The organism is Marinilabiliales bacterium (genome assembly GCA_007695015.1).
GTDB lineage: Bacteria > Bacteroidota > Bacteroidia > Bacteroidales > PUMT01 > PXAP01.
In genome coordinates this window covers 1-12085 of sequence record REEN01000034.1, presented here as the reverse complement: position 1 = coordinate 12085, position 12085 = coordinate 1, and the positions used below count along the sequence as shown (strand labels likewise).

9 protein-coding genes are annotated in these 12085 nt (G+C 48.3%); 4 read left to right on the top strand and 5 right to left on the bottom strand.

Going from position 1 to position 12085, the window contains the following annotated elements; translation table 11 throughout:
* Positions 1 to 171 precede the first annotated feature (171 nt).
* Both EA408_03075 and EA408_03070 read left to right on the top strand, forming a co-directional pair.
* Entirely contained in the window at positions 172 to 513 is a 342-nt protein-coding gene (locus EA408_03075) for a type II toxin-antitoxin system HigB family toxin (GenBank protein TVR74262.1), read from the top strand.
* 12 nt (positions 514 to 525) lie between these two features.
* Positions 526 to 1077 carry an XRE family transcriptional regulator gene (locus EA408_03070; protein ID TVR74261.1) on the top strand — a complete coding sequence of 184 codons (552 nt, stop codon included), beginning with the start codon at positions 526 to 528 and terminating at the stop codon, positions 1075 to 1077.
* A gap of 325 nt (positions 1078 to 1402) precedes the next feature.
* Here the strand turns inward: EA408_03070 and EA408_03065 are convergent, their stop codons facing one another.
* The 3 genes from EA408_03065 to EA408_03055 form a co-directional block, all read right to left on the bottom strand.
* Positions 1403 to 1987 carry a flavin reductase family protein gene (locus EA408_03065; GenBank protein ID TVR74260.1) on the bottom strand — a complete coding sequence of 195 codons (585 nt, stop codon included), beginning with the start codon at positions 1985 to 1987 and terminating at the stop codon, positions 1403 to 1405.
* A gap of 176 nt (positions 1988 to 2163) precedes the next feature.
* Entirely contained in the window at positions 2164 to 4662 is a 2499-nt protein-coding gene (locus EA408_03060) for a hypothetical protein (protein TVR74259.1), read from the bottom strand.
* 237 nt (positions 4663 to 4899) lie between these two features.
* On the bottom strand, positions 4900 to 7221 hold the full coding sequence (locus EA408_03055; protein TVR74258.1) for a beta-glucosidase: 2322 nt from the start codon (positions 7219 to 7221) through the stop codon (positions 4900 to 4902).
* Between the two features lie 451 nt (positions 7222 to 7672).
* Here EA408_03055 and EA408_03050 point away from each other — a divergent pair, with 451 nt between their 5' ends.
* Positions 7673 to 9364, top strand: a complete 1692-nt coding sequence (locus EA408_03050) for a DEAD/DEAH box helicase (protein ID TVR74257.1) — start codon at positions 7673 to 7675, stop codon at positions 9362 to 9364.
* On the opposite strand, the gene EA408_03045 is transcribed toward EA408_03050, so the two are convergent.
* Positions 9361 to 10020 (bottom strand): YceI family protein, encoded by a 660-nt coding sequence (locus EA408_03045; GenBank protein ID TVR74256.1) that lies wholly within the window; start codon positions 10018 to 10020, stop codon positions 9361 to 9363. The genes EA408_03050 and EA408_03045 overlap by 4 nt on opposite strands.
* Before the next feature lie 325 nt (positions 10021 to 10345).
* A complete protein-coding gene (locus tag EA408_03040; protein ID TVR74255.1) occupies positions 10346 to 11485 on the bottom strand; it encodes a nitronate monooxygenase in 1140 nt (379 codons plus the stop codon).
* Between the two features lie 150 nt (positions 11486 to 11635).
* Between EA408_03040 and EA408_03035 the strand changes: the two genes are divergently transcribed.
* A partial coding sequence (locus tag EA408_03035) for a class A beta-lactamase-related serine hydrolase (protein TVR74254.1) occupies positions 11636 to 12085 on the top strand: 450 nt, incomplete at its 3' end.

Here is a 12085-nt window from a genome sequence, read left to right as displayed (position 1 = left end):
TTATTTTTCTTCATTTTTGTAAATTGTCATACAAAATTGTTTGTGCAAACAGAAAACAAATATATACAGCAGCTATGCGCAATTGGCGCCATGCAAATTAATGAACCGGTGTTCTGATTTTATCCGAACTATTTGTTATCTTTGCCGTAGAATGATTAAAACAAAAATTATTTGAGAATTATTAATAAACACATTCTGGGTAAACTGATCCGGAAAAATCGAGGTAACCCGAAACTGGTTAAAGCAGTTCAACAATTGATTTCTGAGATTGAAGATAGCAATTGGGAAACACCATATGATTTGACCGCAAAAAGACCTGATGCTGATTGTGTTTATGGCGGAGAGTTTTATTTCTTCAACATCAATATACATCGCACATTGATAATGATTGAATTTGAAGAAAATGGAGAAGCAACGATTGTTTGGGCTGGTAGTCATGATGATTACGAACTGAATTTTAAAAACAATCGTAATGTAATTAAAAAATGGTTGAGAGATAATAACTGGATTTAAAAATTGGTAATCATGAAAGACATTCTTGACATAAGAGAAATTGAGAAAATAGAAAGATTAGAGAATGAGTATGATTTGGAAAAAGCATCTTTACTTGAGCGCAAATTGCGTTTAATGATTGATGAAAATCCAAATTTAAAACCTTTAAGAAAAAAGCTTCGTGATTTGATTAAAGATTACGAAGATAGGGAATGGTCTGATTTTGAAAAAATCACTGATTCACAAGTAGAGGAGTCTGATAAAGCTGAGGAGATTGTGAATTATGAGAAAAAGTTTATCAATAAGCGCAAAGATACGATTAGAAAAATACTTAAAAAGTATGATATGACCCAGCAGGATTTGGGAATTATCTTGGGACACCCAAAATCGTACATGAGTGAATTGATAAATGGTGTATCTCATTTTACACTTAAGGATTTGGTGATTATTCATCGAATTTTGGGAATAAACCTAAATATATTGATTCCAACTTTTCTGCATTCAGAGACAAGAGATAAGGTTAGAGAATCGATAAAGAAATTGAACAAACCAAAACTCGGATTGAGAAAAACTGAATTGGTATAACATCAACAGTGCATAATGCGTATAACCAATTGCGCCACAAGGGTTAACCAGTATTTTGCGCTGACGGCAAACTTTTATACTTTTACGAATAGGGTTGGCGTAAGCACGCAACTGGTCTTATGCCTAATGGGAAACCTGGTAAAGAAGATACTATAGAAATGTTCGATTTTGCTAAATATATCTATAGTAATACAATTGAGTTAATCGGAAATTGAGTTTGCATAATCAGACAATTTCTGGTTTTAAGTCATTTCGAGAATTCGGTGTATTCGTAAGATATCCTGCCTGGAAAAACTGGTATACCTGCAACAGAGAGCTATTACTGCTATCTGAAAAGCTTTTTTCCTACCTGGTACGCGTCGCCGGTTTTTTTGCCTATCTGGCGGTATTCGCGGGCGCCGCCAATGTATATCAGGGGGTTGATCGCCGCGATGTCGAAGGTTGTGTAGTCGCCGCTGTCCTCAAGCTTATCGGTGTCAATATGTGTTTCAACGATTTTGCCGGCAAAATGGTTTGTGGAGCCGAAAATGCCGGATTCGACAAGTACGCATTCGAGGTTCAGCGGGCACTCCTTTATGATAGGCGGTTTTACGATCTTTGATTCCATTTTCGTGAGGCCGGTTATGTCAAATTTGTCGGTGTCCCTGCCCGAGGTTATCCCGCAGAAGTCCGCTTCCACCATGATATCAACCGAAGCGATGTTCACGGTAAATTCGCCGTTCTTTTTGATCTCGTTGCCCGAGAAGCCGCGGGTTCCTACAGATATCCCGATGGTGGGAGGGGAGCTGGTAAGCAGGCTTATCCACGCTATTGTTACAATATTTGCCTTTTCCATTGTTCCCATAACTACCAGTCCGGTAGGGCAGGGGAACATCAGTTTTTGCGGTCCGAAGGAGGTTTTCATATTCATGTTGTTTTTTGTGCGTCAGCACATGGGGGTTTCATGATTGTTTTGTTTTTGGGGTTCCGGACTGCAAAATAAGAATTTGCCTGTGGGAAATCAAGAATAAACCTGTGAGAAATCAAAAATGAGCCTGTGAGAAATCAAAAATGAGCCTGTGAGAAATCCGGAACAAAACTGTCACGTTATGCCGGCCGCCCGGTTATGAGGGGTTGGAGGGTGTGGTAATCGAGGTAGTAGAGAATTCTCAGCGAGAAGCTGTTTATCTGGGGCTGGCCGGCTATGTATCGCAGGTTATCGAAATAGTTGTTCATCATGTTGCTGCCCCTGTTGTCGATCACATTTTTCCAGAGTACCGTGAGCTGGCTGCCGGGTGCGAAGTGCCAGGTGAGCATCATGTCGATGGTGAAGGCGTTGTAATTGATGTCGGGCGCCTGCAGGTCGCGCGTGAGAGGGGCGAGCCTTCCCTGGTCTGAAAGCAGGAAATAGTCCCCCGTATAGTTAACCCTCGACCAGTAATGGCGCAGGTCGAAGCTGAGTGACAGGTCGTTGGTGAAGACCGTGGATGATCTCAGGGTGTTTGTAAGGGTTTTTGATGGACGCAGTCCGAAATAGACCGAGTCGGGTGCAGTGTGCATGACATAGCCTGCATCGTTCCGCTTTTCGTTGTAGTTGATGCCGTAGCTCAGCCTTATCCTGTCGTTTACCCTGAAAGTGGGCCGGATCTCTGCGCTGTAACCCTCCTGCCTGTGCAGTGTGAAGGTGCGGTTGTAGCTCATGTTTCCGTCAAAATAGAGCCGTTTGCGGTAATCGGTCGAATACATGAAATAGATGCTGTATGCCTGTCCGGTTTCATAAAACCGCCCGGGCACCCGGGGCTCAAAATAGTCCCTTTCGCCTGCAGGCTGGTATCCTGCCCTGATCAGGGCGAAGAACCTGGTGTCAAAAAGGGCTCTTATGTTATATGCCAGGTCGAGCCGGGTAAAATCACCGGGCCGGTAAAGCGTCGAATAAGTTGCTGTAAAGCTGTTTGTGAGGGTGAAAAGGCGCCAGAAGGGTTCGAATATATTGTGGCTTAGCGAGATCTCGTTGTCGGCCAGGTTGTTGCGCCGTAAGAAACCCATGTCGTTCTGGTCGTAGGTGTCGGTAATAACCCTCCTTGAGTAGTTGTACTGCCAGGTTCCCGCATATTTGCCGGCCCCGATATTGTACTTGTAGCCGAAGTTGTTGTCATCTGCTGAATAGTATTGCTGGCTCAGGGCGCCCGCCCCCCTGATGCTGTAAAGGTTGCTGTTGTCAAAGAACCTGAATTCGGTCCCCGTCACATTGGCTGTATAGCCTTCGGCCGATCCTGCCACATTGGTATTGACAAGGCTGACGAACGAGTTATTGGGCAGTGTCTGGTCGGCCACCACCAGGTTGTAGTTCGTGAAGGGCTGGGTCGTGTGGTAACGGGTATCGCCGGTAATTACATCCTGTATTACTGCACGGCCGGGCGCCGTCATCGCGTTGAACACCCCGATGCCCAGTCCCCGTCCCGTCCTCCCCGAGACCTTGGAAGCGTTGATAAGCATTGTCTCCATGGGATTCTCCAGGACCACCTCATCTTCGCCGGCAACCCCGTAGGCCTCCCGGTATCCACCGGGTCTTGAACCGATGCGCCTGGAGTAGAACAGGTCGGCCTTTCCGAACAGCTCGACTCCTTCGGTAAAGAACTGCCTCTGCTCATCGTATCTGACTTCGTGGGGTGTAAGGTTAAGCACTTTGGCATCGGACTGCACCTGGGTGAAATCGGGTATCAGGGCCATGTCGAGGGTGAAGTTCTGGCTTAGCCCGAGCTTTACATCCATGCCGAGGCTTGACGCATTGCCCCAGCCCTGATGGAGGCTGTTGTGCTCTACATAGCCGGTCATGTAGGGAAAGAAGCCAAGCCTTACGGGAGGTGTTATCCCTTCGATGCCACCAAGTCCGCCCATGAACCTCAACGGGTCGCCTACCCTTCGGTTTACGAAGTTCCAACTTGATGTCTCGCGGGTTCGCCTCACCTCGCGCCAGAAGTTTATTCCCCATTCAGCGACTTCAGTTTTGGGGAACCTGAGTGCCGACCAGGGGATCTCGATCTCGGCGATCCATCCATCATCAGTTATCCGGACCTCGCTCTTCCATACCGCATCCCATGAAGAGTCGCCTCGCCTGCTCCCCGAAGTGCTCCCGCCCGAGCCCGAGAGGTTTATATCGGTCTGTACCCCCGATGCAGATACCTCGAAGGTGAACCCGTTTATGCCGTCGTCGAAGGGGTTTATATTGATCCAGAACCTGTCAGCATTCAGACTGTTACCGGTGTTCCTAAGTCCAAGTTCGGTCAGTATGGCAGCGGGATCAGGGTCCTTCATCATGGCACCCACGTAAATTGCCCTGTCGTCGTAGACTACCCTGACGTAAGTGCCGAAAGAGGCGGGCCTGTCGTTGTGCGGCTCGTACATCACAAACCCGGCTGCCGGCTCGGCCTTCAGCCAGGCCGGGTCTTCAAGCCTGCCGTCAATCACCGGGGGAACGGAAACTCTTGTGGCGCGGAGTGTCTTACGGGCCTCATTTGAGTAGTTGGAGGCAACCGTAACTCCGGTTGCCGGCTCGAAAAGAAATATCAGTAAGAAAAGGGTTGCTGCAATAAACCTGTTATCCATATCCTCGCGGGTGCATCCTGTGAGCCGCAAAAATAGCAAAATGCGTCAATATCCCCGAAAGGGAAATATTGCTTTACAACATAATTCAACGGAATCAAGGTTCACATGATGCCCCCCTTCGGAATCCTGTGATGATTTCCCCATTCAACGACCGCCAACGGCACAGCCCGTATCAGAAAAGAAGAAAACACGACGAAAGCCAGGCAGGCAGCCTGACAGGTTCAGGCACTACCGGGGTCAGTCAAAGAAGATGTCGCCGGTTACGTTGACAGAGGCGGTCATACCGGCTATGGAGATCACAAATTCGCCTGCTTCGGTCACCCTCCGGTTTGCCAGGTTTATAAATGAGAGGTCGCCGGGGTCGAGCGTGAATTCGACAGTCCTTGTTTCTCCCGGCTGCAGCTCAATCTTATCAAATGCCCTGAGCCGCCTCACATCGGGGGTTATGGAGGCGACAAGCTGCGAGCTGTAAAGCTTCACTGTCTCCTTCACTGCGGGTCCCGACAGGTGCGAAACATCGACGCTCACTGTCAGCCGTTCGCCGCTCCCAAGGGTCTCTTTATCTATAGTCAGGTTATTGTACTCTACCGATGAATAGCTGATCCCGTGACCGAATTCAAAGAGGGGATTGAACGAGCCTGTATAGTCGTATGCCCCTTCGGGTGTGAGTGATACTTCTGATGGTTTATGGATATACCCCACCAGCGAGTTGGGATACCTGGGATAGGTGTAGGGAAGACGTCCCGACGGGTTGACCCTGCCGTAGACAATGTCGGCAAGGGCATCGGCGCCATAGTTGCCCGGCAGGTAGATGTTTATGATGGCATCCATTTCATCTGCAAAGGATGTTATCAGCCGGGGGCGGCCCTGGTTGAGGACCAGGATTACCGGTTTGCCGGTTCCGGCAATGGCCAGGGCCAGTTTTTCCTGCAGTGGCGATATGGTAAGGTCGTTCAGGTCGCCCGGCTTCTCGGTGTATGAGTTTTCACCCAGGCAGAGAAGCACCACGTCAGCCTGGCGGGCCCTTCTTACGGCTGCCTGTATGTCAACCTCCTCTTCCTCAAAGTACTGCCCGCTTTCGATATATCTTGTGCCCGGTTCATACATTATGTTACCGGCTCCGCCTGCTTTTCTGAATGCGTCGACGATGGTATTGAAATCTTCGGTAAACTCCGGGGTTCTGTCGCCCTGCCAGCTGTATGTCCATCCCCCGTTAAGGGCGCGCATCGAATTGGCATTGGGGCCGGTGATCAGTATACGGGTGTTTTCCGAAAGTGGAAGGATATCATTGTTGTTGGTAAGAAGAGTAATGGACTCGGAGGCTGTCTCATAGGCTTTCTGCGCATGTTCGGGCCCTGCGAAAAGCGGATATTCGTCCGGATCGATAAAGGGCTGATCGAACAGTCCCAGCTCCTTTTTTACCAGGAGTATCCTGTAAACCGCATCATCTATGCGCGACAGGGGCACTTCACCTTCATTGACCAGCTCAACCAGGTTCTTATGAAAGTCCCTGAAATTATACGGGATCATGCTCATGTCAACACCGGCGTTTATTGCCAGTTTAATTGCCTCTTTGGATGAGGCGGCTATTTTATCCCTTGTATAAAGATTCTCTATATCGGCCCAGTCCGTCAGTACCAGTCCCCTAAACCCCAGCTCCTCCTTGAGAAGGTCTGTAATGATCTCTTTGCTTGCATGAACCGATACGTTATTTACAAGTCCGCTGTTCAGCATTATGGTGAGGACTCCTGCATCTACTGCTGCCTGGAAGGGGGGCAGGTGCTTATCCCTCAGGTCCATCTCCGGGATGTAAACAGGGGTACGGTCCTTTCCCGAGAACGGCATCGAATAGCCGTAGAAATGCTTGGGGCAGGATGCGAGCCTGTGGGGGTGGGAGATATCATTGTTTTTCCCTTCGTAGCCGTCAATCATTGCCAGACCCATTATTTCAGTAATGTAAGGGTCCTCGCCGAATGACTCCCACTGCCTTGCCCACCTGGGGTCGGATCCCAGGTCGAGTACGGGCGAAAAGTTCCATGGAATTCCCACTGCACGGGTTTCATAAGCAGTAACAGCCGCAGCCTCTTCAACCAATTCAGGGTTCCAGGTGGCCGCCATGCCTATCTGCTGGGGGAACATCGTTGCTTCGGCAATATAGGTTGAGCCGTGGATTGCATCAATGCCGTAAATGACAGGGATGCCGTGCCGGGTCTCTTCGGTGGCAACCTGCTGTATGGTGCTGATCAGCTCAAGCCATAGGTCGCGGTTCTGCGCCACTGTATTCGGCGTGTTAAGTATAGAACCTCCCCCGTAGGTCACAAGGTATTCCCTCAGAAGTCCCATGTCGAGCCTGACCGGTACATGGCTGGAGTAGATGTTATCTCCTTCGGTAACGCCGTCAATTGTTATCTGCATCATCTGGCCCACCTTCTCTTCGAGGGTCATCTCCGACATTAGGCTGACGATGAACGGATCCTTTCCGGCCTCCGACCGGGGTGTGCATGAGTGGATCAACAGGGTGGTTGCTGTGAGCAGTGCAATAATCAGGGTTTTATACATGTGGTTTTGTCTGGTGATGGGTGATGAGGGGTTCATGGTTACTGAGTTTTAGATTGGTTTATTGGCTGATTTAATATGTATCCTGGTATTTTCCGCTGGTTTTCTGATCGATTTTGCGGGATCGGGTTTAAACCGGTATTGCTTAACAAAAATATAAAAATTGGCCAATCTTTTTGCATCTGATATATCTGTTTGCCAGTTTGTTTTCAGAAGATGACTGTTTTCTGAAATTTTTGATTACTTTTGCACCGCATTTAACAAAGGATGTAGTTGAACAATCTTACCGGTTTTAGAATATCTCACACTATTTTACGATCGCACCTGAATTGATCCGGATAAAGACCCGGATGTAAAGGAATGATGTCGGTAGCATCCAATTTAATTATTAATCAAAGGTTGACCTGATATCATCGGTGATGGAAGATTCGGGAAAGCCTGCAAACAATCTGATATGTTGTTTAAAGAGATGGGGCTTTCGCCGGAAATTCTTATGGGTATTGAAGCCCTGGGGTTCATGGATGCCACCCCGATACAGGAACAGGTAATTCCTGTTTTATTAAGAGAGAAGAGGGATATTATTGGCCTGGCGCAGACAGGCACGGGGAAAACCGCGGCATTCGGGCTCCCTGCACTGGAGAATATCGATATTGGTGACAATTACCCACAATTACTTGTTTTAAGTCCCACCCGCGAACTTTGCATGCAAATTACACGTGACATTGATGGTTACGGTAAATTCATGAAAGGATTGAGGACAGTTGCCGTTTATGGCGGATCTTCAATAGATCAGCAGGTAAGGGCACTGAAGCGGGGGGCCCATGTTGTTGTAGCCACACCGGGAAGGATTCATGACCTGATAAGGCGCAACCGGATAAACCTGTCGCTTGTGTCTACGCTGGTGCTGGATGAAGCTGACGAGATGCTGAAGATGGGATTCCGCGATGACCTTGATGCCATCCTGGCACAGACACCGGCAAACAAGAACACCCTACTCTTTTCGGCGACAATGGCAACAGGCATCACGGCAATTGCCAGAAAATATATGCATGACCCCCTGGAGATCACCATGGGCAAAAAAAATGCAGGTGCTGAAAATGTAACGCATATATACCACATGGTACAAGCAAAGGACCGGTACAATGCACTTAAAAGGGTGGTGGATTTTAACCCCGGGATATATGGTATAGTGTTCTGCCGGACCCGGAAGGAGACAAAGGATGTTGCCGGCTGGCTGATGAGAGACGGTTATAATGCAGAGGCCCTGCATGGTGACCTTACGCAGGCACAGCGCGATTATGTGATGCAGAAGTTCCGTGAAAGAAACCTCAATGTTCTTGTAGCGACCGACGTGGCGGCACGGGGACTCGATGTCACTGACCTGACGCATATTATAAATTATAACCTTCCTGATGATAACGAAGCCTATACCCACAGGTCGGGGCGGACAGGCAGGGCAGGCAAAGAGGGGATAACCGTTTCGATCATTAACATGAATGAGCGGGGACGGATATCACAGATCGAAAATGTGATCAGAAAAAAAATTGACCGGATGCCGGTACCTGCAGGTACGGATATTTGTGAACGGCAGCTTTTCAATATGGTGGACCGGATGCGTAACTCCACGGTTTCGCATGATCAGATAGATCCTTATATGGACAGGGTCTATGACATGCTTGGTGACCTGTCAAAGGAGGAGATCATCAAAAGGTTCGTATCAACCGAATTCAACCGCTTCCTTGATTATTACAAGAATGCGCCGGACCTGAATGTGGAAAGTAAAAAGGTGCGAAGGGACGATACAGCTTTTTCAGGACGAAAACAAAAGGTAAACAGGGGAGGGGTGATGGCACGGGTACTTTTCAATGTCGGAAAAGGGAAAAAAATTACGAAACGGGAGATCATCGACCTGTTCTCTTCCGCTCCGGGAGCATCAGGTGTGGAGATTGGGAATATCGATATCTACAAGCGTACCTCCTCAGTTGAGGTGGACAGTAAATTGGCGCAACGCATAATAGCAGATCTTAACCGGACGGTATACAAGGGTGTAAGGATCGAGGCCGAGGAAAATTATGAATTTGCCGGTAACGATTTCCGCGACCGCAACAAAGGGCCACGCGGCCGAAAAAGAATCAGAATGAACTAGTTCCTCCCGGCCTCCAGATTAATAACCAGTGCGATGTCATCAAGAATAAACCTGTCAACCAGCTCAGCAAACACTGTCGGCGACTGGTAATTCACTCCCCACTCCGTACGGTCTATCAAAAACTGCACCGATCTGGCGGTAACCTTCTCTTCGTCAGCTTCTATCATGGCATTGAAGGTGACTGACCTTGTTGTGCCCCGCATTGTAAGATTACCTGTGATAGTGTGTGAATAGTCTCTGCTAACTTCACCCGCCTCCTCAACCGCGGTGATCTCGAATTTTGCTTCGGGGTAATTCGGCACATCAAAGAAATCGTCTGATTCCAAGTGCGCCTTTAACCTGGCATTCCTGCCCGGATCGGTAATGTCAAGAACGACTATGTTCTCCATATCAATCACAAACTCTCCGCCGACTATATCACCATTGATTACTTTAAGGTGTCCTTCCTTTAAAGTAACAATTCCGTCGTGCTGCGAGGCCGGCCTTGCGCCGATCCATTCAACATTACTTGTTTCCGTATTGGCATAAAAGGTTTCATAATCGCCTTCCGCCAAAGCAGCCGTGCCGGCTTCTCCGGTAACAGCCCTCTCTCCTGAGGGTCCCTGGCAGGAATATACTGCTGCCACTAATACTAAAAAGAGTGTTCTTGTATACATATCATTCAGTGTTGGTTAAACTATTAAAATTCTGCATGTCATAATCCTTGCATATGCCGGCAGTTTAACCCGGATAGACCGGAAATATCCCGACAACCCGGAATCATTCTGCCCGTCTATCAACACCGTGCAATGGAGTTTGTTTAAATTTTAAGATTTTTTGACAGTATCGGAAAGGTTTTCCATTCCCTGAAAATATCAAGGGATATTATATCATCATGGATATGGGCAGGTTCAGATTGTAGTCAGTTAGAGAACCAATGATTACTTTACCGGAGAGCAGTTCCGGATTTGCCCTGGCTTTGTTGCCCGATGGGCATTGGGGTCAGTCCTTCTCTTTTCCGCTGTTTTCAGCGGCGGTTCCTTCGGTCCCGGATTCCAGGGGGGACTGGAAACGGCTGTACGCGTCATTAAATCCGGTCATCAGATCATTAAATACCTCTTTAACCGTTGATATCCTGTCGGCCAGGTAGGCATTGCTCCCGGCAAAGGCGTAACCGCTTCTCATATTGCCCTTGTAGGCATTGTAGAGGGCTGTTATGATGCAATACGGGCTGCTTGACACATCGCATGTTTTGATACAGTGGAACGGGCACTTAATGGGTTTTTTCAAACCATGTTTCACTTTATTGAGGAATTCGTTCATGACCGCCCTGCCCGGCATGCCCACCGGACTCTGGATGATCTCCATATCGGTTTCCCGGGCATTGACATAGCTCATCTTGAATTTTTCCGATGCATCGCACTCCTGCGTGGTCACAAACCTGGTGCCCAACTGGACTGCCTTTGCGCCTTTCTGCATTATTTTAAAGACATCCTCACCTGTATATATGCCGCCGGCCGCAATTACCGGTATCTCCTTCCCGTATTTCTCCTCAAACAACCTTATTTCCCTGACTACTTCAGTAACAAGGTGATCGAGCGAGTAACCGGGATCATCGATATTATCCCTTTTGAATCCGAGGTGCCCGCCTGCCTTTGGTCCTTCAACGACAAAAGCATCGGGGAGGTAGTCATAGAGAGATTTCCATTTGTCACAAATCAGTTTTGCCGCCCTGCCCGACGAAACTATGGGCACAAGCTTTGTGATGCTGTCAGATTTGAGGAAAGACGGCAGTTGAAGTGGAAGTCCGGCTCCCGCAAATATGATGTCAGCCTTTTCAGATATCGATGTACGCACCAGGTCTGCAAAGTTTGTCATGGCCACCATCACGTTCACCCCGATTATACCCTCTGTCTTCTCCTTAGCTTTCCTGATCTCCGTCCTCAGCCCTTCAATATTGGCTTCAATGTAGTCAAGCATCGGGTTACGGTGTACCATACCCAGTCCGGCAGACGAAATAACGCCAACTCCGCCCTGGTTCGCCACCGCCACCGCCAGTTTCGACATCGAAATACCCACTCCCATTCCACCTTGTACAATGGGCACAGGTATGTTCAAACCTCCTATCTTCAATTCTCTCATTATTTCACTCTCCCGGTTATGTTATAAAACATCATGTAAAGGTAGGTAAAGAATATCGCAATCTACCATACATATAGATGTTTAAATGTTAAAAAAATATTATTTTTATCTGGTTGATACGAAATGCTGTTGAGTTAAACAAACTATCTGATGAAGGGATCATTGGTTACAGCGATTCTGGCAGTTTTTTATACCTGCCTTACGGCGGAAGCTAACGCCATTTATGCAGCGACTTCGTCCCGTACAACAGGCGCCGGTGCTTCAACCAACTCATATTATGCTGCCGGTGCAGACCTTGATTCCTGCTTTTTTAATACCATAGCTTCCGGCCACAGTACCGGCACCGGCTATATCCCTGGCTCCAGCCATGGTTCCGGCACCGGCCGTGGTGCCAATATTCCTGAAGCAGCAGCAATCCGGGCTGCAATTGACAGCATTGCCAGCGAGTACGGGATACCATCTGTTGCTTTTGCTGTGGTTAACCGTGACAGTATAATTGTGGCTGATGCTGTCGGACTGGCAGCCGGCTATGAAGATCCGGAAAGGGGCATTGCCGCCACACCCGGTACGGTTTACCGGATAGGTTCTGTTACCAAGACA

Excerpts from the sequence above, each read along its gene's own strand:
- EA408_03065 (TVR74260.1), bottom strand. The coding sequence starts at position 1,987 with ATGAATATGAAAACCTCCTTCGGACCGCAAAAACTGATGTTCCCCTGC.
- EA408_03050 (TVR74257.1), top strand. The coding sequence starts at position 7,673 with ATGTTGTTTAAAGAGATGGGGCTTTCGCCGGAAATTCTTATGGGTATT.
- EA408_03055 (TVR74258.1), bottom strand. The coding sequence starts at position 7,221 with ATGTATAAAACCCTGATTATTGCACTGCTCACAGCAACCACCCTGTTG.
- EA408_03040 (TVR74255.1), bottom strand. The coding sequence starts at position 11,485 with ATGAGAGAATTGAAGATAGGAGGTTTGAACATACCTGTGCCCATTGTA.
- EA408_03070 (TVR74261.1), top strand. The coding sequence starts at position 526 with ATGAAAGACATTCTTGACATAAGAGAAATTGAGAAAATAGAAAGATTA.
- EA408_03045 (TVR74256.1), bottom strand. The coding sequence starts at position 10,020 with ATGTATACAAGAACACTCTTTTTAGTATTAGTGGCAGCAGTATATTCC.
- EA408_03060 (TVR74259.1), bottom strand. The coding sequence starts at position 4,662 with ATGGATAACAGGTTTATTGCAGCAACCCTTTTCTTACTGATATTTCTT.